Genomic DNA, 20,933 nt, shown 5'->3' on the forward strand with positions numbered 1-20,933 from the left:
GCAGATTTATTCCATTATCTTTCATAGGCGCCATTTGTCAGATATCGGGCAAGCATTTGGTCAGGTTCCGGTACTTACCCGCATGAACCTTGGGGATAGCCTCATCCTACGCGCCGCGGCCTCCCCGTGCGGCGCACGAGGGATAAGGAGCAGCCATGTCCAACGCACCCACGCACTCTGTCCACAGCGCAATCACAGCAGGATCGCTGCTCCTAGTCCTCTTTTTACTTTTAGGCTGCATGACACCGGATGCCGCGCTCGCCGTCGACGGTTACGAATCGCTCGGATTCCGCACTATCAGCAATGAATGCGGTCCTTTTGGAGTTGGCAAATACGAGGCACAGGATTCTTCGACTGCCTATTGTATGAACCAGGACCGATTTGGCCCCAGCACACCGGGCGGACCCTGGCTCACCTACAATCAGGGCTGGGTATGGCTCGAAGACGAATTCGCGGCCATCATCTGCCATGGCTACCCCACCGCCACATCCTTTGGCGGGCATAACCTGTCCCCCGATCGAGCGCGCGCCGCAACCCAACTTGCCGTCTGGATGCTCAACGGCACCACCCATACCGACGGATCATTCTCATATACAACCGCCCAGGGCGTCACAAAGAGCGGAAACTTTTCCGGCGACAATGAGGTCGTTGCCGCAGCGCGCTGGCTCCACGACAGCGCCAAATCGGGAAGCATTAAAGCCGCACCGCATCGCGCACGGCGCTATTTGGGAACTGTGTCGGGCGGCAGCAAGCGTCAAGACATGCTCTACGTGCTCCCGGCCGTCTCCGCATCCTTCCAAAAACAGTCAGCCAACGCCGCCATCACGAGCGAAAACGATACCTACAGGCTCGACGGAGCGAGGTTCGACATCTATGAGAGCGCCGGCGACAAGCGTGTCGGCAGCATCCAGATGGACAGCAGCGGTCGCGCACAGGCGACACTTTTGCCCAATACGGCATATTATCTGGTCGAAACCAAAGCTCCAGCGGGTTATATCCCCAGGAGTGACCGCATCGCCTTTTCCACCGGCAATGACGGCGGGAATGTCGTCATCGATGAGCAGCCCGGTACCATTACCCTGCGCATCGCAAAGGTCGATGCCGCGACAGGGGCAGGTCCTCAAGTCGGCGCGTCACTTGCCGGCGCTGAGTTCACCTGCGTCTCACAGTCTACCCCGGGCTGGTCGCACACCCTCACGACGGATGAGGACGGCCGGGCAACACTTACCGACATCCCCCTGGGCACCTTTACCATCTATGAGTCAAGAGCTCCCGAGGGCTATCTGCCCTCCGATGAAACCTGGAGCTACACCATCGGTGCCGATCAGCTCGGAGACGCGGGCGTCGTTGAGCTCGAGCGCCGCATCCCCAACATCCCCATCGCTTTTGACCTCGAAATTTCAAAGTTCAAGGACTGCGGTAATAGTGACGAATCTGGTGTAGAGCAGCCGGCGGAAAGCGTGGTCTTTGAAGTGGTAAGCAACACTTCGCAGCAAGTTGTTGGAACGCTGACCACCAATATCTACGGTTTCGCATCGACCAAAGACCAGGCTGGAGCATGGTTTGGCGCAGGAAAGCGCCCCGATGGCGTCAGCGGAACCATACCGTATGACCGTGCCGGCTACACCATTCGTGAGGTTGTCGACACTGTGCCCGACGGCTTTAAGCAGGCAGGGGAATGGACTATCACGGCAGAGCAGATCACGGACGGCGCAGAGCTTCAGTACATCGTAGACAACCACGCCCTGTCGACACATCTTCAAATCGTGAAGCGCGATGCTCAGACCGGCAACGCTGTACCACGTGCCGGGTTCACCTTTCAGTTGCTCAATGGCGACCGTGAGCCCATCTCGCAAACATCCTGGCATCCCGCCCATACCGTTATGAATACCTTTGCGACCGATGAAACCGGTACCGTCACCCTGCCCGAATCGCTTAACCCGGGCACGTATTACATACGAGAGACTTCCGCCAAGGAACCGTATCTTGTTGATGAAGATCTGGAGATAACGATTCCCGCCGACATGAACTTAACGCCCGTCGCGGTCGCCTCGTTTTACGACGACGCGGCAACAGGAAGCATCGAGATCGTCAAGAACGATGCCGTAGGTGGGCGCGCCCTTGCCGGTGCTGTTTTTGATATCCGTGCCGTGGGCGATATCGTGCGCCCCGACGGCAGCATTGCTGCCCTGGACGGCGAGACTGTCGCCACCATCACGACCGACGAACGGGGATTTGCGTGCGCAAATCATCTTTCGCTGGGGTGCGGAACCGCCACCTATGAGGTAATCGAGGTGCAGGCACCCGAAGGTTACCTGCTCGACCAAAGCGTCCACACCGTCGAGCTGTCGTATGCCGGTCAGGAAACACCCGTGATCGATGCGCACCTCGACGTTTCTAACGACTACACCAAAATCGACATCTCCAAAGTCGATTTGACCGGCAAACAAGAAGTAGATGGCGCCCGGCTCTCCCTCCACGGTGCCGACGGAACCGAAATAGACGCTTGGACCTCCTCTGACAAACCGCATCGCATCGAGCATCTTTTGCCCGGCACCTACACCCTGCGCGAAGTGATGCCCCCGCGCACTTACGACCTTGCCGAAGACATGACGTTTGAAATTAAGGCCACAGGAGAAGTGCAGACGGTAGCCATGAAGGACGCACCCATCGAGATCGAGGGCAAAGTCGACAAGCGGCAAGAGATCGCCCGCCCTATCGGTAAGGGTCTCGTCGCCAACGGCGATGGCAAAAACCGAGCCGTGGCACAATCCGATGCGGACGGCTCCTTCTCTTATACGCTCGATGCTAAAAATGAGTCGAATACCTGGGTTGATGAATTCACCATCACTGACGATCTCGAATGCGCCAAGGAAGGCACTGCCAAACTCATCGCCATCGAAACCCCTGTCGCGACCGGGGACATCGACGGTCTTTGCAACGTGTGGTATCGAACGTCTCCAGTGGGAAGTATCGATACGGGCGAACAGACCAATGCAACGCTCAGCGACGGGCATGACAACCCCTGGCTCGAAACGGACGAGGTCAAAAAGCTCCTAGGTGACGATTTGCGCATGGTCGATTACGGCGATTGGCATCTTTGGAAAGCCGATATCCCAACAACGGAGTCGGTCACCCTCGAGGCAAAAGAGCTCGCTCTTTTGGACGATACCGCCGTCACGGGCATTCGTCTTGAGTACGGGGTCGTATCGGCCGACTTCACGACAAGAGGCGCTGCAGAATCTTGGACCCGCGAGGACCTCAAAGACGAGCATGACGACCTTGATGATGTGAGCGCCGTCCTTGACTCGGATATTCACGGTGCCGTCATCCATATGCAGGCCGCGTCGTCTTACACGCCTCAGACCGCACTCGCCAACAGCGCTCGCGTTGACCTCTGTCGCAATGGCGGCGGTAGCAACCTTGAATCACATGACGAGGATCGCGTCATCCAGCGATGCGCCATGCCGCAAGATTTACCGGCAACGGGCTCCCTTCCCATTGCCGCCTGCCTCACCGCCTTCGTGACCTCCGGCGCCGCGGCAATCTGGTTTGCCCATCTAAAGCTGGCGTCAAAACGTCGCTGACGCAATAAAAAAGAGGCGAGCCCGTCTCCCGGCTCGCCTCTTATTCGTTCGTGGCGAAATGGCTATTCCCCAGATGCAGACCCACCGTCGATAAGCGCTTGATCGGACTCGGAGATGCCATCGGCTCCCAAACTCTGCTCGTGCTCCACTTCTTCGCTAATCGTGGACTCAGGCGTTGAGCCTTTAACGCCCACGATATACGCGGCCCCGAAACCAAGGACAATGGCGATCAGGGCCAAGATGAGATAGACGGGCCAGTGGCGCTTGATGTACGAAAACACGCAGACTCCTTATAGGTCAACCTACGAACGACGAATGACCTCGGTCACGACCTCGGACACCGTAGCGATATTTGTCGGATTGACGTTGTACGGCAGATCGTCCTCAGTGTGAGCGCATGCCAAACGTGGGCCGTCGACGCCGGCAATGGTAAGGGCGCGTCGGCTTGCCTCGAGAGCAGCATAGGCATCGGTCTTGGCATAGGGCATCTCAAATGCACCGCAATCGACATGGAACGACTTGCACACCTTGTTGACCAAGTTCATGATGCGTCGGTCACCCTTGAGCAGCTGCTGCTCGCCCTCGACCGTCACGACCGAAAGCCTACCGGCACCAATGGACTCAAGGTTGATAAAGAACACGCCACGGAGCTTGTCGCGATGCGCGGCCAGGAACGCCTTCATGCCGGCGCCGTCGCAATCGGAAGCGCCTGTAGCCACAAACCAGATGTCGTGGCCAAGCAGCTCGTCATCGCCCATGGAGGCAACGGCAGCGAGCATATCCTCGGCGGAAGCTCCATCGGAAGACGTGGCACCGCCCTTCCAGCCGTCGTCGTCATCCTCGAAGTTATCCCACGAGCCGATACCGCGACCAGACTTCTTGGCGTCGTAATCATCCTCGACACCAAGCCAATCGCTCATGCTGTCCTGCTCGTTTTTCTTTTTGCGACCGAACAGACCGCCCAAGCCGCGCTTTTGCGGCTTGGCGGCCGGAGCGGCAGGAGCCGAGATAGTCTCAAGCGGCTGAACATCCGAGCTGACCGGCATGGGGGGAACAACCGGAGCCGATGTGGGCTCGGGCCCCTGTGCCGTCGCGAAGGGATCGTTAACCTGAGCCGAAGGGTCGGGAAGGTCGAACAGCGAGGTGCGCGAGGCGACATTGGCCTGCTGCATCGAAGGCATCGAGGGATCGGGGACCGAGGCCAGCGGAGACGCAGAGGGCATGGGAGCCGGCGCGGATGCCGAGTCGGGAACGTTCATGTTCGGGCGCGGCGACGCCTGAGACGAGATTTGAGCCATCAGAGCATCGACCGTCTCGGCCTGCGACGGAGCAGCATTGGCAACCGTGGCGCCGGGATCACTCGGCGCGGGCATGGTGAAGATCTGCGTAGAGTAGGGCCTCGACTCATCCGCCTGCGGAGCTTCGGGGGCCACGGGCTCAGGCTCTTGCTCGGAGCTGTCCGCAGCGACCTGTTCCGCCACAGATTGATCCTCGACCGTATCGGGCGCAGCGGGCTCGTCCTCGACAGGAGCGGAAAGGGGCTCGGCGATAGCGGTGCCCTGCTTCTCAAACGTCATCGTGGCATCAAACGACACAGTGCTGTCGACCGGCTGTTGGGTTTCGAAAGTCGCCGTCTCCCCGGCAACATCCGCAGGCGAAGGCTGCGGCGCCTCGAAAGACGTCGTGGCGTCGGCAACATCAACAGATACCGGCTGCTCGGCGTCGTTTTGCTCAAATTCCTGTGCCGCGCGCTCGCGCTCGGCCTCGGCCGCCTGTTGCTGGGCTGCAGCCTCGCGCTCGGCTGCCTCGCGGGCAGCGGCGCGCTTTTCCTCAAAGTCGTCAACGAGTTTCTTGCCCTTTTCGAATGCCCCCTTAAAGAAATGGGAGGCGCTGGCACCGATCGAAGAAAACGCGGAAGCGATATCGGCATGGGGCGTCGTCACCGGAAGCTCGGCAGAAAAATCGGTGTCGCTCTCGTAGGACACACGCTGCGGATACGCATCGTAGTCGTCCTCGGTATTATCGAGCTCCTCGGGCGCCGGGGCAGGCGCCATGACGTCCAGACCGGCTGCGGGATCGATAGCAGTCTCCGCATCGGCTTCCGTCTCGACGGCATTGGCCTCATCGGGCTGCGCAGCCACGACCGGATCGGGCTGGGGCGCGGGCTCGAACGTCGGCTCCTCGCCCTCTTCGTAATCGAGCGTACAGGACTCGGGAAGCATTCCCAGGGCACGGATGGCATCCGAGCCAAACCGGATGTTGCCGGCGGCATTGCGATAAAGCTTGGGCTCGGGCTCGGCCTGCTCGGCCGCGGCAGGCTCCTCTGCCGACTCGGCAGCGGACTCGTCTGCAACGGGCTCCTCGGCCGGAATATCTTGGACCTGGGACTCGGGTGCAATGACGCCAATCAGGGTCTCGTCGGCAGAAGCACCTTCGAATCCATCGATTTGCTCATCAAAAGCCTCGCCCTGCTCACCCTCGGGAGCGACCGGCTGGCCATACTCATCCTCGGTATAGGCAGGCTCTTCGTACTCGATGGTATTGCCGTAATCATTTTGCTGCTGGGCTGCGGCGTACTCGGCTGCCGCGCGCGCCATCTCCTCGGCGCGACGCTTCTGCTCGCCAAAATACGTGTCAAACGGAATATCGTCAGGGAACTCGTTCTCGCCCTGATAGGGGGCGACGTTATCCATGACACCCAGCATGGCGGCAACAGAGGACTTGTTGCAAACCGAGCCGGACGTGTAGGGAAGGACAAAACGATTGGAAATGATATTGGCGGCATTGGCGAGCGCCACGAGGGAGGCAAGGATCGCGACAATCCACAGCAGGACCTTCAACGCGCCGGGAAGCGGCAAGATGCGCAGGATGGCAATAGCCGCGGGAGCAATCGTGGCAATCGGGAGCAATTTGGCGATCAGCGCTCGGTACGGCGCATAGGGCTCGCGAGCGAGCAGTTCGGCGCGCGGGGAGTCATAGTGCGCGACGACGACAACCGGGCGATTGCGCGGAGAGGCAAGCGGACCAGAGGCCTTGTGATAGGCGATGACATTTTGGCTCACGCCCGTCTTGCCCAGGCGCGAGATCACGGGGCGCCCGGTTCGCTCGAGCACATAGAGCACGGCTCCGACAATGGCCAACAGGGTGCCGACTAAGCCGATACCGCCACCGATGCCCATAAGCAGGGCACCGGCAAATGCCAGAATGCCCGTAACGGCAAACGCCATCCTGCTCGGCGCGGGAGCATTAAACTCCTGCACCTCGGGATCAAAGCCGTGGTTGCGGAAAATTTGAGCGATATCTTCGGCAGCCAAGCGCTCTTCTTCGCTGCACGCCGGCGTGATGCCAGTGTTCTGCAACAGGTGGTTAATATAGTTCTGGGTGTTCGCCATATGCGCTCCACATCCATAATCCGACAAATAGGCCCAATGTATGCACATTAGAACCGTATATAGTCGAAAGTATACCCCGAGCGGGCGCAAACGGCCGAATTCTGGGCATCTTACCGCCCCAAGCGGACAAGGATATAGCCTAATCTCCATATCGGACTAAAATCATGGCATCAAACACCTTCCCATGCGAGGATTCTATGACGGCAAGCGATACAACCGTAACGAATAAAAATGGGGTGCCGGAACCCGGTTTCGACAAGACCGCCCAGCGCATCCTCAATCTGTTCTTTGTCCTCAACAGCTCTCCCGAGCCATTGACCACAGAGCAAATTGTCCTGGATTCCGATCTTGGCTATGGGTCGGGCAATATCGACTCGGACAAGCGCAAGTTTCGCCGCGATCGCGAAAAACTCCTCGAACGCGGAATCACGATCAAGGAAGTTCGCGCAGCAGGCGCCCAAGAAACCGAAGAAAGCGCGTGGACCATCGATCGCGAGCACACGTTTGCGGCCGGTGGCCTCATCACCGCAGACGACGCGGACATCTTGCTCGACGCTATCGACCAGACCCTTGCGACCGGTTCGGCCGCGTTTGCCACGCCGCTTGCAGACATACGCTCCAAGATCGCCTACCTCACCGGCGCATCGACCGCAGAAGAGCCTCCCGCCCGTCGCTTACCCGCCGTCGATGCGGTGTGGAGCGCTTTCGCCGAACGCTGCGCACTGCGCTTTTTGTATCAAAACGGGCACGGGGAGCAAAAAGAGCGCACCGTCTGCGTATACGGCATGTTTGAGCACGAGGGTGTGGCGTATTTTTGCGGACTCGACAACGCCACCGATGAAATCAGGACGTTTCGCTGCGACCGTATCGTTCGCGCATGGCGCCCCTCGAAGGCCTACTCCATCCCCGCCGACTTTAACCTGAACGATCGCCTGTTCTTTGAGTTTGATTTTGCCGATTGCAAGCCCGTTATGGCGACCTTTTCGTTTGCCCCGCAAGCCCAGGCCGACATGGTCAGCGGCCTAACGCGCGGTCGCGGGGAGCTCACGCACACCGAAGAGGGTTGGACCTGGACCGTCGGCGTGCGCGACCTTAATGCCGCTGCCTCGTTTTGTATGGAGCACGCCATGGACGGCATGAGACCCGTTGCCCCCGATGCACTTAAACTGGCGTGGAACCACCTCATCGAAAGGACGGTGCACGAGCATGCCCGCGCGTAAACTCACCAGCGAGCAAAGGCTCTCGCGTGCGATTGACATCATGGAGGCCCTCTACGCTGCCGGTGGGACCGGTATGACACGAGGGGATATCTGCAGCCGTTTTGATATCACGGGTGCGGCGCTCGACGAAATTATCGATATCGTCTCGACCCTCGCTGACCGTGAGTCGGGCGCACGCATCATCTGCGAACGCCACGGCGAGTGCATCATCCTGACAGGCGATGCGGGGCGTGTGCTGCCCTTGCGCCTAAGTGCCGCCGAAGGTGCCGTGCTCAACCACGAACTCGAATCGATGGGAATCGACTCTCGGGCAGCAGAGCGTATCCGACACGCCCTCCTACCCGAGAAACTCGGCTACAACCAGCGCGTCGTCGATACCGTTGCCCGAGGATCGCACTGGCAACAGCTGAACTGCGCGATTCAAGACGGCGTTCGATGCCGCATCATCTACCGTTCGATGGACGACACACGGCCGCGTGAGCGTCTCATCGACCCCCTGCGCATCGCGACGCATGGCGACCAAACATATCTGATTGCCTGGGATGTCGAAGTTGATGCGCAGCGCTCCTACCGCATGGACAAAATCGAAGGCCTTGCCCTTACCGACGATTCTGTGGAGCGCCACGCGCCCGCGTCCGCATCCCTCCACGAATCCCTTTCCAAAGCGGAGCAGAGCGCAAAACTCCTCATGCCGCTCGACATGGCAGAGCGCCTAGACTGGGCCGGCATCATGTCGATTGAGCCAAACGGGGCAGACATGGCAACGGTGACCGTGCGTTATGGGTCAGAGCACTGGCTGTTCTGCCAGGTAATCGCAGCGGGCGGAGCCATCCGCATACTGGATGACCCCGCCCAGGCATTGCGTCTATGCGATATGGCGAAGAGCCTGACCTGCCCGCTTTAACGGCGTCGCTCGTGGCGCGCACGCCACAGCTGCAAATAATGACCGATCTGCGCCGACTCGATACGCTGGTAGGAAGTCGTGGGCAGCGACGTCAAGAACTTCTTGCCGTAGCCCTTTGTCACCAAGCGCGGATCTGCCAAGATGAGCACGCCGCAATCGGTCGATGAGCGGATAAGACGGCCGGCGGCCTGTTTGACCTCGAGCACCGCCTCGGGCAGCGAGTAGCGCGCCCAGGCGCGGTCCTCACGCAGATTGCGCTCACACGAAAGGGGATCCGTGGGGCTCGAGAACGGCAGCTTGGGGATAATGACGCAACGCAGCGTCTCGCCGCTGGCGTCAAAGCCCTCCCAAAAGGCCTTAAGCGCAAAGAGCGATGAGGTCGGCTCGTTGATAAACCGATCGCGCAGGCGACGCGGGGACGAGTTGCGTTGCTGGCAATTGAGCTCCAGGCCCGCTCGCGCCAATTTGGGCTCGACACGGGCATACAGGTCCTCCATATCGCGCCTGTTGGTGAAAAGCGTGAGCACCGATCCACCCATGGCGAGATGGGCATCGACCAGCACGCACTCGAGCGCCGAGAGATAGCGCTCGCGATCGCGCGGATCGGGAATGTCCCCCGCCACGACCACGGCCATATTCGAGTCAAAGTCATAGCTCGAATCCAGGTGCAGCGATGAGGATGTCGACGCACCGATGCGATCGAGGCCGACAGCATGGTTGAAATGCTCAAAGCTCTTGGACACCGTCATGGTCGCCGAAGCGAAGATGGCCGTGTGCACTTCGGGCAGCCACTCGTTCGCCAAGGCCTCGCCGATATCGATGCGCTCGGCGGTCATAGACTCCCCGCCCGCACGCAGCCGACGGTTAACCTGCAGCGAGTACACATAGTGCTCGTCCGTACCCTCAATGATGAGCTTGAGATTCTCGGCCAGCTCGTGCAGACGGCGCGAAATGTCGCCTAGGTCGACAACGACCTCGGGCTTATCGGCGGCGACGGTCTGCACCAGCGCGTCTACGCTTTTATCCGCCTGGTCCAGCGCATCAATTGCGGTATGGGCCGACTGCAAAAAATCGTGCCAGTCATCCGACTCGCGCAGCTCGGGGCCAATCCACAGATTCGCGTTATCGTAGCTCCCACGGGCGCGACGGCCGAGCTCGCGCACACCATCGAACACATCGGCAATCGCCATGCTCGCGCGGGCAACCGTCGACGTCGCTTTGGCGGTGAGTCCCAGGTAGAGCGTGGAGCCCTCGGAAGTGGCCAAATCACGGGAAACCTGACTCAGCGCGCCGGCACTCGACCCACCCAAGCGCTCAAACAGCACGCGCGACTCATCTGCCGAAACCACGCGCGCCCATTGGCGACGGGCCTCGCGCTCGATGGAATGGGCCTCGTCGACCACCCAGTGACGAATCGGGGGCAAAATCCTCCCCTCGGCGGCCACGTTGCGGAACAACAGAGAATGGTTGGTGACCACCACGTCGGCATGTGCCGCACGACGGCGCGCCCCGTGGACCAGGCATTTGTCAGGGAAGAACGGACACAGACGACGAGCACACTCGCGCGAAGCCGTCGTAAAGTCGGGACGGTTGACGCTGCGCCAGCGAATGCCGAGTGAATCGAGGTCGCCATCGGCAGATTGGCACACATACGCCATGATCACCGCAACCGCCGTGAGCGTGTCAGCAGGATCGCGCTTGGTGGTGATCTCAACCTGACCACGGCTCATGCGCTCGAGCTTGCGCAGACACGGATAGTGGTCATAGCCCTTGAGTGCACAAAACGACAGGCCCCCGTCCAGCTGCTCGGCGAGCTTTGGTAGCTCATGGTACATAAGCTGGTCGGCAAGATTATTCGATTTGGTCGCAATGCCGACGGTAATGTTGTTTCGGCGGGCGGCCTCGGCGAAGGGCACGAGATAGGCCATCGACTTACCGACGCCCGTGCCCGCCTCGATCACGCGATGGGTGCCCGTGACCAGCGCATCGCGAACCTCAACCGCCATCGCGATCTGCTCGTCGCGCGGCTCATAGGTGGGGTACATGCGATTGACCAGGCCGCCGGGGGCGTAATCTGCCTCGATCTCTTCACGACTCGGCATCTTAAGGACCGGCAGCTCGTCCGCATCAACGCGATCGTCTGCGCGATCGGCCTTGAGCACATCGGCACGAGCGGCGCTGAGCGAAAATATCGAACCCGGGTTCTGTCCAGCCAAAAAAGAAAAAATGGGGCGATATGACCAAGGCACGTCCGCGTGCATGTCCGCCAAGCGCGCCATAAGGCCCGAAGGCAGGTCGGTAAGTGCGACCAACAGCACGCGCCACACACCGCACAGGGCATCAACGTCGGCGTTCGCACGGTGCGATACTGAATCGCACCCAAACAAGTCGGCCATAAAAGACAGCTTGTGCGAGGCCAGGCGCGGAAGTGCGATGCGCGACAGTGCCAGCGAATCGATCCAGATGTCGCTGACGTTGACACCGCCCTTGACCGACTCGATAAACGACCGGTCAAACGTGGCGTTATGCGCGATAACAGGACAGCCGCCCACAAAGTCGGCGAGTGCCGCGACGGCCTCGACGGCCGACGGAGCATCTGCCACATCGGCGTTCGTAATGCTCGTGAGCTCGGTAATCTCTGCAGGAATCAGCTGCTTGGGATGCACGAACGTATCAAAGCGGTCAATGACCTCGCGGCCCGAAAGGCGGGCCGCGGAAATCTCAATTAACTCATTGTCCTGCACCGAAAGACCCGTGGTCTCGGTATCGAGGACGATTACGTCCTCCTCGATGAGGCCAAACGATTGCGTCTTAGCGCGCTCGGCGAGCGTGGCGTAAGAATCGATGACGAACTGCGGCGTTCCAGGAGATACGGCGTCCTCGATTAGCATGCAACGCCCGCCCGGCGGAGACCCATACGGATCAGGCTGTCGCACACCTGCGGGAACGTCATGTCGTCGGTATGGCGAATCTCATCGGGATACAGCGACGTATCGGTCATGCCGGGAATGGTGTTGGTCTCGAGAATGACAGGGCCGTCCTCGCTCACGATAAAATCGCTGCGCGAAACGCCCAGACAGCCGAGGGCCTTATGGGCCGCACAGGCAAGTTCCTGGGCACGCGCATAGTTTTCGGGCGAAATCTGCGCCGGAATGCGGTGGATGTCTGTGGGGTCGACGTACTTTACATCCAGGTCGTAGAACTCGCAGTCCTCAGGCTTGCGAATCTCCACAATCGGCAGCGCGCGCACGTCGTCCTCGCCGTACACGCCCACAGTGATCTCGGTTCCCTCGATGCACTTTTCGACCAGCACTTTATCGCCGTACTCAAAAGCCTTGGCGATTGCCGCCGGCAGCTCTGAGGGCTCGTGGACGAGCGAAATGCCGTAGCTGGAGCCGTTGACGGCGGGCTTTACAAAGCAACGCTCGCCACAAATCTCGACGATACGATCAATATCGACCTCGTCGCCCGCCTCAAGCGCCAGGCCGGGGGCAATGGGGATGCCCGCCTTGGCATACAGAAGCTTTGAAACCTCTTTATCGGCGCCACATGCGCTGGCGAGCACGCCTGACGCCGTGTAGGGGATACCCAGCGTCTCCATGGCCCCCTGCATGGCGCCATCCTCGCCGCCGGCGCCGTGCATGGCGATAAACGCCACGTCGAAGCCACCGGTCGCCATAGTCACCATAAAGTCATCGGCGGCGGTGTCGAGCAGCTCCACCGAGGTGTAGCCGGCCTCCTTCAGTGCCACCACGACATTCTTTCCAGAATTGAGCGAAATCTCGCGTTCGGCGGAATGGCCGCCCGCCAAGACCGCTACGTGCATGTTCTCTAGGCTTTTACCCGGCATGGGCAGACTCCTCCTCTATAATTCCTGCAGCTGATACCATATTGTAGCGATACCCTCTACGTTTCCCCAAAATCGAAAGGCTTCCATGAATCCCAGGACTAAATCTCAAGACATTCGCGACTTGAGCCAAAACGATATTCGCGAACTTGTCGCCGAACTCGGCCAACCCGCTTTTCGCGCAAAGCAGCTCATCGAATGGGTTTTTGAGAAGAACGTTTGTTCGTTTGATGACATGACCAACCTTCCCAAGGCCTTCCGCGAGCAGCTGAAGGAGGCATTTGCCTTCGACACGCCGACCGAGCTCGCCAAGCAGGTGTCTAAGGATGGCTCTCGTAAATACCTACTCGAGTACCACGACGGTATCTCCGTCGAGACCGTCGGCATGCCTCGTCGCAACAAGCTGTCTGTCTGCGTATCTACCCAAGCCGGCTGTGGTATGGGCTGCGCTTTTTGCGCTACCGGTCTGAACGGCCTCAAGCGCTCACTGACCGCTCAAGAGATCGTTGACCAGGTACTGCATGTTTCCAACGACTTTGGTGAGCGCGCGACGAGCGTCGTGTTCATGGGCCAGGGTGAGCCTTTCGCCAACTACGACGAGGTCCTCAAGGCACTGCGTATTCTTAATGACCCCGATGGAATCGGTATTGGAGCACGTCATCTCACTGTCTCCACCAGCGGCGTCATTCCTGGTATTCGCAAGTTTGCCGACATTCCCGAGCAGTTCACGCTCGCCGTCTCGCTGCACTCTGCCATTCAGTCCACGCGCAATAAGCTCATGCCGGGCGTTAAGAAGTACACGCTTTTGCGCCTTCACGAGGCCCTTCAGCTCTACACCGAAAAGACCGGCCGCCGTCCGACATACGAATACGCCATGATCGAGGGCGTCAATGACACCAACCCCGAGATGCAGGCGCTCTGCGACTTCTGCGAGGGCACGCTGTGCCACGTCAACCTAATCCAGCTCAACGATATCGAGGGCAGTCCTCTCAAACCGTCACCGATTCATAAGGTTGAAGACCTTCAGCGTCGTCTTGAGTCCCGTGGCATTGAGACCACGATCCGTAACTCTCGCGGCAACGATATCGACGCTGCTTGCGGCCAACTCAAGCAGCGCTTCAAGGTTCAGAAGAACGCGTAGGGGAGACCAACCTAAACGTTTCATGTGAAACATCGAACAGCCCCGGTTGCTTAATTGCAACCGGGGCTGTTTCATATCTATCGCTAATTCGCATCGAGCGATTGTTCAACAACTTTTTCGAAAGAAATAAGGGGTCCTTGTTCTGGCGTTCAGACAAGGACCCCTTAAAAAAGGCTAGTAATTGTTAGGTACCTAAAAGCCTACATTTTCCCATTGATGGTTAACCCAATCTTGATTAATCTTGGGATTCTTAGTTACCTGAGCTGTACGCATAGCGACATCCTCAGTCATAACATCCATTTTCTTTTTGGACGTATCGACGATATCTTGCGCTCCGCGAAGCAGACGACCACGCAATTCATCGTCTGTTGCGATCTTAAATCCCGCAAACGCACCAACCGCTACAGTTGCAGCCAAAGCAAGAGCAGTCAGAACTTTATTCTTCATCCTGATCTCCCTGGTCAAATTGAATCATCTCGCCAAGAATGCGAGACAGCTCTTCCTCATCCTTAAACTCGATCTCGATTTTATTCTTGCCGCGCGAGCTCTTGACGCGAACGTTCGTGTTAAACACCTGACGCAGAACGCGTGCAGCCTTCTTAAAAGACTGAGGCGTTGCAGGGCGAGGTGTTTTAGGCGTCTCTCCGGCAGAAAACAGTGGGGCAAGATTTTCTGTCGCACGGACAGACAATCCCTCTGCAACAACCTTCTCAGCAAGATTAATGCGCGCATCTTCATACGGAACCGCAAGAATTGCACGCGCATGACCAGCAGTCAGCTTGCCTTCGAAGATCATCTGCTGAACTACCTCTGGAAGATCAAGCAGGCGCAACGAATTGGTGATTGCGGAACGAGACTTGCTGACAGCCTTTGACAAGGCTTCTTGAGTCATACCGCTCGCATCAATGAGCTGTCGATATCCCTTTGCCTCTTCGACGGGGTTAAGGTCAGAGCGCTGAAGGTTTTCAATCAGCGCGAGTGCAAGCATCTGCTCATCATCAACATCTTTAATGATGACGGGGAGCTCCTCAAGACCCGCAAGTTTCGAAGCCTGATAACGGCGCTCACCCGCGATAATCTCATAGCCATTACCGTGCTTGCGCACAAGAAGCGGCTGAAGAACGCCATGCTCCTGAATTGACTCACTCAACTCTCGAAGCTCGGTCTCGTTGAAGTGAATTCGTGGCTGATTTGGGTTCGGAACGATGTCTTCGATTGGAAGCTTAGTTTCCGAAACGGCATTTGATGCTGACGCTGCAGATCCACCAGTCTCATATTCAGCTTCTGAGACCAGTGCATTGAGACCACGACCCAAGCCGCCGCGCTTCTTAGGACTAGGCACGCTTAATCACCTCTTTAGCAAGGTTCATATACGCCTTTGCGCCCTTGTTCTGTGGCGCATAGGTAATTACTGGCTCACCGAACGAGGGTGCTTCTGAAATTTTAACTGTGCGTGGAATCAAGGTCTTGAATGCCTTGTCACCAAAATACGATTGAACCTCTTCCACAACCTGGTTCGAAAGCGATGTGCGCGAATCGTACATAGTCATGAGCACGCCATAAGTATCAAGGCTCTTATTAAGGCGTGTTTTAACCATCTTCATCGATTCAAGCAGCTTTGTGACACCTTCAAGTGCGTAATATTCGCATTGAATAGGAATCAAAACACTGTCTGCTGCTGTTAACGCATTGATGGTCAGCAAACCAAGCGATGGCGGGCAATCGATGAATATAAAATCAAACTCATCCTGAACAGGCTCAAGCAGATCCTTTAAGCGAGTCTCACGGGCAATCGCACTGACAAGTTCGATTTCCGCACCCGCAAGCTGGATAGTTGCCGGGATTACAAATACCTTATTGCAATTTGTATCAAGAACGAGCGATTCCGCCGGAACATCGTTCAGCAATGCATCATAGATGCAGTGATCGAGTTCTTCTTTTTCGATTCCAAAACCACTCGTACTATTACCCTGCGGGTCAAAATCGACAATTAACGTCTTTCGGCCCAGTTCACCCAACGCTGCTGCAAGATTTACAGCCGTGGTGGACTTACCTACGCCGCCTTTTTGGTTGATGATAGCAATGACACGCGTGTCTTTTGCACTCTTAGAACGCTTAACGTCGCGAAATCCCACGGTCCCTCCTGGTGTATTTAAAGCTGTTGAATGGAGGATGTTTCACGTGAAACAATCCGATTCGACATCGATTGTTATGTTTCACGTGAAACATAACAATCGACACTATCCATTATGTTTCACGTGAAACATCTAGGCAAGCGGATTCTTTTTTGCCATGCCATTAGCACGCGGAAGGGAAACAGATGCCTGACGAGTCTTTTTAAGGATAATAAATTCACGGTGACCCAGACCATTCGGCAAATCAAGGTCGTCCGTCATAAGCGTGGTAAAGCCGCATATCTTTGCAGCAGCAATACCAGATTGAAACTCTTCATCAGATGGATTCCCCTTCGTAATAACAAAGAGACCACCATCTTTTAGAAAAGGAGAAGCATATTCAACGAGAACCGGTAATGGTGCGAGCGCACGGGCGGTCACAACTGCAAATTGCTTCTTATGGGATCGAGCATATTCCTCAAGACGATCGTGAACGGCATAAGCATGCTTGAGTCTAAGCGCACTAACAAAGGAGTTAACAGCATCTACTTTCTTGCCAACGGAATCGATATAGGTAGCCTTTCGCCCACTTGCAATAGTCAACGGAATACCTGGAAATCCAGCACCGGTACCCATATCAAGCAAAGCACCTTCAGGAGCTTTATCAATATAGAGCAGTAAAACAAGTGAGTCCAGAATATGAAGGACGGCTGCATCATCAACATTCAGGATGCGCGTTAGATTAGTAGTCTTATTGGCCTCCAGAACAAGATCAAGATGCTGGATACAGACACGAAGGCTCTCGTCGGAGACCTTCAAAGAATAGTCTTTGCGATACGAAATAAGACGGCCCAGCATTTGGCTTGCCTGCTCATCAGTTAAAACAAACAAGACGACTCCTTTCTGACAAAAATCAGTGTATCGAGAACTTTTGACAAAAAAAGGGGACGTGGAAACCACGTCCCCTTAGCATAGACTCGAGAAGATTATCGAGCAACAATCACAACATGGCGATCGGGGTCAGAGCCCTCAGAATGCGTGTCGACAGCATCGTTACCACGAAGGGCAATATGAACCAGTCGACGTTCGTAGGCATTCATAGGCGGCAAGGAAACACTTTTATGAGTGCGAATAGCGCGCTCGGCAGCGGACTGGGCCATAGAAGCAACCTTGTCCTGTCGACGGCTCTTATAACCTTCGACGTCGACGACGACCGGATACCTAAAGCCAAGCTTGCGACTCACCAACAGGGAGAACATAACTTGAAGAGCATCGAGGGTACGTCCATGGCGGCCAATGAGAACAGCAAGATCAGGAGCAGTTACGTCCAGGATCAACTCGCCCTCGTCACCCTCATACTCATCGATGGGTGAGTTCGCCGCATCGAAGTGCGAAAGGATGGAACGCAGAATGGAAATAGCCACATCGGCAATGGTGTCGAGCTCCTCATCGGTCAGCTCTTCACCAGCCTTGTAACGCTGTGCAATCTCGGGATAATCGCCCGCGACCCGCGGGGCAACCTCCTCAAGCATATCCTCGACGATCTCTTCAGACATAACGAACTCCAAAAGTTAGGTACCTAAATAAGAATACTATCCCACTACTTCTTCTTGTGCGGGCGCGGCTTCTTCTCGCGACGAGTAACCTCGACCTGCAGCGGAGCGTTCTTAAGACGCTCTTCCTCATCGGCCTTGGCCTTATCGATAACCTTCTGCGTCACGAAGATCTGCTGGACAACCTGCCAGGCGGAAGACACGTCGTAGTACAGCAGAACGCCGACGGGCAGGCTCCAACCCATCCAAAGCATCATGACGGTCATGACAACGGCCATCATGCGCATGCTCTGGGCCTGCTGACCAGTCTGATTGCGTGACATATACAGCTGCGGAATCAGGGTCAAGACAGCGAACAGAATCAGGCAAACCAGCGCAGGCAGCGCAACCATAAAGCCATCGGCAAAGGAAGCGCTCGGCGTGGTGGTAAGGTCAGGCAGGATATTGAAGAACGAGAACGTGCCGTCGCTAAAGTAGTTCGGCAGGTTACGCAGCAGCGTAAACAGGGCGAACAGGATAGGCATCTGAATCAGCAGCGGCAGACAGCCAGCCATGGGGTTGAACTTGTTCTCGCTGTAGAACTTCTGCATCTCCTCGGCCTGACGCTGGGGATCGTCGGCATAGCGCTCCTGGATCTCGAGCATCTTGGGCTGCAGCACCTGCATGCGAGCCGTCGACTTGGTCGACTTGAGCATGAGCGGCGTCAGCAGCAGACGGATGATGACCACCAGGATGATGATGGACAGGCCCCAGTCGACCGCAAAGGTCTGGATGAGCTTGAGCAGCTCGAAAAGGATGTTAACGATCCAATCCCACATGTAAGTTTTCCTCCGATAGCGAGTGCCCGCTAGGGCACAGGGTCATAACCGCCGACGTGCAGGGGATTGCAGCGAGCGATGCGCCTCACGGCAAGCCAGCAGCCTCTCAAAACACCGTGCTTCTCAATCGCCTGGACGGCGTATTGCGAGCACGTTGGGTAATAAATGCAGGCGTCAGGCAATAAGGGCGAAATAACCTGTTGATATATGCGAATAGGAGCGATGGCAACACGTCGCAAAACGTGATTGCTCATCGCTCCTCCCCGGCAACGCCGGCGCGCTTCATAAGCGAACGCAACGCCTTGTCCATCTCCTGCGGCGAGGAAACCCTCGTCTTGGGAGTTGCAAACAAGATGATGTCATAACCCGCAACGGGAAATCCGCAGCTGCGGGCGGCCTCGCGCATCACACGCTTAGATCGGTTGCGCACGACGGCACAACCGAGTCGCTTAGCACCAACGAAGGCGACCCTTCCGGAGTCGCCTTCGCCAACCGATTCACATATGGTCATTCGAATCAGAGGGTGATTGAAACGACGCCCCTGACTGAACACATGCTCGAAATCTTGCCGAGACTTAATAGTCTTCATGCGAGATGTGTGTATCGCTGCTAGACAGTGAGACGCTTGCGGCCCTTGGCACGACGACGGGCGAGCACGGCACGACCACCCTTAGTGGCCATACGGGCACGGAAGCCATGGGTCTTGGCACGCTTACGCTTATTAGGCTGATACGTACGCTTCATCTTAAGTTCCTCCTGCTGCATTTCGAGTGTCCGCGGGGACGCGGACGCAGATATAGACACGTGAGCTTGAAGATTGTAGGGAAATCAATGTTCAAATGTCAAGAAATCAAAGGTAAAAGGTTGCGCAGTTCACACGGTTCCCCCATAAGCACAACCGAAATTTGCGCCTCATGGCAACATTTCACGATATTTCATCGAGTTTTCAACAGGTCATGTTGGCAATGTTGAGAACTTTTCGCCCGTTTTCCAAAGTTTTCAACAAGTTTTGAAAAGTTGTCGAAAGATGAGAAACGTTGCACGGTGAGCTACTATTTGTTCGAAACCTTTTGAAAGATTGCGAGCGGCATGTCTGACGACTTTTACACCATGGTCGATTCCGGAGACCCGGCACCCGACAACGAGCACATCACCGGCGTGCGTGAAGAGCGTGCGGAAGGCGAGCAGACGACCACGCAGGCGCCAAAAGCCATGTACGCCGCGCGCATCGCCGTCTATGACGACATGCTGTCGACACCGCGCGTGATCGTCATTGATCCGCAAGATGTCCGCACGTATTTGGAAGAGACGACCAACACCGTCTACCAGTGCATGAAAGAACAAGGTGGCCATATCTCGCTCATGGTCATCCGCGAGATTGTCGAAAACTTTATCCACGCACACTTTGCAGAGCCCATCATCTCGATTCTGGACGGCGGAGACACCATCCGCTTTGCTGACCAAGGACCCGGCATCGACGACAAGGAACGCGCTTTCGACTTTGGCGTTACCAGCGCAAACAGCAAGATGAAGCGCTATATCCGTGGAACCGGAGCAGGGTTTCCCATGGTGCAGGAGTATTTGGAAAACGCCGGCGGTGCCGTATCCATCGAGGACAACATGGGCAACGGCACCGTGGTTACGGTAAGCCTGAACCCTAAACGCGTGCAGGAAATCGAGCGTGCCGGCGGACGCGGTGCTGCCGTGCGGCCCGAGACGGAGCAGCCCACATATCCCCTGCCGGGAGCTTTTGCGCAGCAGCCCATGGCAACGCAGCAGATGCAGCCCCCCGTGGGGCAGATGCAGCAGCCCGGAATGCTTCCCACACAAGAGCCCCAGGCGGCATCTATGTCGATGCCGCCAAACATGCCAGAGGCCATGCCGCTGGCTGATCAGGATGCAGCAGCAATGCAGCAGGCGACGGGGGCGCCGGGTGGCCAGCAAATGGGCTATCAGCCGTACCAACAGGGATATCCATATCAGCAGATGCCGCCACTGGGGTATGGCCAGCAGTTCCCGCAGCAGTACCAGCAGGGATATCAGCAGCCGTACCAGCAGATGCCGCAGCAGCAGTACAACCCCTGGGCCCAGCAGACGCCTCCGCAGCCTTACCAACAGTGGCCTCAAAGTTTTCAACAGCAAATGCCGCCAATGCAGAGTTCTCAACAACCAGCAGCTCAAATGATGTATCCTAATGCAGCAAATCAGTATGCACAGCCACAACCGGACGTGTTCGTAAGCGATCGCGGCAACGCCGCGCTGGGCTATCTGGCGCAAAATCAAGCGTGCGGTGCAACCGATCTGGCGAGGGCATTTGGAAACTCGGCCCCCACTTGGTCACGCACGCTCAATGACTT

The 20,933-nt window shown here is 57.1% G+C and carries 18 protein-coding genes; 5 read left to right on the top strand and 13 right to left on the bottom strand.

The window, feature by feature from the left end:
- Positions 1-155 precede the first annotated feature (155 nt).
- Entirely contained in the window at positions 156-3,587 is a 3,432-nt protein-coding gene (locus ACGHEN_RS10715) for a SpaA isopeptide-forming pilin-related protein (protein WP_390399319.1), read from the top strand.
- Between the two features lie 62 nt (positions 3,588-3,649).
- Here ACGHEN_RS10715 and ACGHEN_RS10720 read toward each other — a convergent pair whose 3' ends face one another.
- Positions 3,650-3,868 carry a hypothetical protein gene (locus ACGHEN_RS10720; RefSeq protein WP_118080001.1) on the bottom strand — a complete coding sequence of 73 codons (219 nt, stop codon included), beginning with the start codon at positions 3,866-3,868 and terminating at the stop codon, positions 3,650-3,652.
- Between the two features lie 21 nt (positions 3,869-3,889).
- Positions 3,890-6,979 (bottom strand): M28 family peptidase, encoded by a 3,090-nt coding sequence (locus ACGHEN_RS10725; RefSeq protein WP_390399322.1) that lies wholly within the window; start codon positions 6,977-6,979, stop codon positions 3,890-3,892.
- Between the two features lie 236 nt (positions 6,980-7,215).
- Between ACGHEN_RS10725 and ACGHEN_RS10730 the strand changes: the two genes are divergently transcribed.
- Together ACGHEN_RS10730 and ACGHEN_RS10735 are read left to right on the top strand one after the other, a co-directional pair.
- Positions 7,216-8,199, top strand: coding sequence for a helix-turn-helix transcriptional regulator (locus ACGHEN_RS10730; RefSeq protein WP_390399324.1), 984 nt, complete (start codon positions 7,216-7,218; stop codon positions 8,197-8,199).
- Positions 8,186-9,103 (top strand): helix-turn-helix transcriptional regulator, encoded by a 918-nt coding sequence (locus tag ACGHEN_RS10735; protein ID WP_373205014.1) that lies wholly within the window; start codon positions 8,186-8,188, stop codon positions 9,101-9,103. The genes ACGHEN_RS10730 and ACGHEN_RS10735 overlap by 14 nt, the downstream gene beginning before the upstream one ends.
- Here ACGHEN_RS10735 and ACGHEN_RS10740 read toward each other — a convergent pair.
- Both ACGHEN_RS10740 and ACGHEN_RS10745 read right to left on the bottom strand, forming a co-directional pair.
- A complete protein-coding gene (locus tag ACGHEN_RS10740; protein WP_373205015.1) occupies positions 9,100-11,994 on the bottom strand; it encodes a helicase C-terminal domain-containing protein in 2,895 nt (964 codons plus the stop codon). The genes ACGHEN_RS10735 and ACGHEN_RS10740 overlap by 4 nt on opposite strands.
- A complete protein-coding gene (locus ACGHEN_RS10745; RefSeq protein ID WP_373205016.1) occupies positions 11,988-12,953 on the bottom strand; it encodes a D-alanine--D-alanine ligase in 966 nt (321 codons plus the stop codon). Before ACGHEN_RS10745 ends, ACGHEN_RS10740 begins: the two co-directional genes overlap by 7 nt.
- A gap of 85 nt (positions 12,954-13,038) precedes the next feature.
- On the opposite strand from ACGHEN_RS10745, the gene rlmN reads away from it, so the two are divergent.
- Positions 13,039-14,091 carry a 23S rRNA (adenine(2503)-C(2))-methyltransferase RlmN gene (gene rlmN / locus ACGHEN_RS10750; RefSeq protein ID WP_390399326.1) on the top strand — a complete coding sequence of 351 codons (1,053 nt, stop codon included), beginning with the start codon at positions 13,039-13,041 and terminating at the stop codon, positions 14,089-14,091.
- A 192-nt stretch (positions 14,092-14,283) separates the two neighbouring features.
- On the opposite strand, the gene ACGHEN_RS10755 is transcribed toward rlmN, so the two are convergent.
- The 9 genes from ACGHEN_RS10755 to rpmH form a co-directional block, all read right to left on the bottom strand.
- Positions 14,284-14,538, bottom strand: a complete 255-nt coding sequence (locus tag ACGHEN_RS10755) for a hypothetical protein (RefSeq protein ID WP_390399328.1) — start codon at positions 14,536-14,538, stop codon at positions 14,284-14,286.
- Positions 14,528-15,433 carry a ParB/RepB/Spo0J family partition protein gene (locus tag ACGHEN_RS10760; RefSeq protein ID WP_373205019.1) on the bottom strand — a complete coding sequence of 302 codons (906 nt, stop codon included), beginning with the start codon at positions 15,431-15,433 and terminating at the stop codon, positions 14,528-14,530. Before ACGHEN_RS10760 ends, ACGHEN_RS10755 begins: the two co-directional genes overlap by 11 nt.
- Positions 15,426-16,226 (bottom strand): ParA family protein, encoded by an 801-nt coding sequence (locus ACGHEN_RS10765; RefSeq protein WP_390399330.1) that lies wholly within the window; start codon positions 16,224-16,226, stop codon positions 15,426-15,428. Before ACGHEN_RS10765 ends, ACGHEN_RS10760 begins: the two co-directional genes overlap by 8 nt.
- 132 nt (positions 16,227-16,358) lie before the next feature.
- Complete coding sequence (gene rsmG / locus ACGHEN_RS10770) at positions 16,359-17,096, bottom strand: 16S rRNA (guanine(527)-N(7))-methyltransferase RsmG (protein ID WP_390399331.1); 738 nt, start codon at positions 17,094-17,096, stop codon at positions 16,359-16,361.
- 95 nt (positions 17,097-17,191) lie between these two features.
- A complete protein-coding gene (locus ACGHEN_RS10775) occupies positions 17,192-17,761 on the bottom strand; it encodes a R3H domain-containing nucleic acid-binding protein (RefSeq protein ID WP_349124844.1) in 570 nt (189 codons plus the stop codon).
- A gap of 44 nt (positions 17,762-17,805) precedes the next feature.
- Positions 17,806-18,576 carry a YidC/Oxa1 family membrane protein insertase gene (locus ACGHEN_RS10780; protein ID WP_390399334.1) on the bottom strand — a complete coding sequence of 257 codons (771 nt, stop codon included), beginning with the start codon at positions 18,574-18,576 and terminating at the stop codon, positions 17,806-17,808.
- 29 nt (positions 18,577-18,605) lie between these two features.
- The gene (yidD, locus tag ACGHEN_RS10785) at positions 18,606-18,830 is read right to left on the bottom strand and encodes a membrane protein insertion efficiency factor YidD (protein ID WP_082421942.1); all 225 of its coding nucleotides are present in this window, start codon (positions 18,828-18,830) and stop codon (positions 18,606-18,608) included.
- Positions 18,827-19,165, bottom strand: coding sequence for a ribonuclease P protein component (gene rnpA, locus ACGHEN_RS10790; protein WP_006236191.1), 339 nt, complete (start codon positions 19,163-19,165; stop codon positions 18,827-18,829). The genes yidD and rnpA overlap by 4 nt, the downstream gene beginning before the upstream one ends.
- 20 nt (positions 19,166-19,185) lie before the next feature.
- Complete coding sequence (gene rpmH / locus ACGHEN_RS10795; protein ID WP_019127408.1) at positions 19,186-19,320, bottom strand: 50S ribosomal protein L34; 135 nt, start codon at positions 19,318-19,320, stop codon at positions 19,186-19,188.
- 345 nt (positions 19,321-19,665) lie between these two features.
- Between rpmH and ACGHEN_RS10800 the strand changes: the two genes are divergently transcribed.
- Positions 19,666-20,933, top strand: a 1,268-nt coding sequence (locus tag ACGHEN_RS10800; RefSeq protein WP_390399338.1) for an ATP-binding protein, incomplete at its 3' end; no start/stop codon positions are given.

Origin of the sequence: Collinsella sp. i06-0019-1H4, assembly GCF_042849575.1 — a bacterium.
Taxonomy (GTDB): domain Bacteria; phylum Actinomycetota; class Coriobacteriia; order Coriobacteriales; family Coriobacteriaceae; genus Collinsella.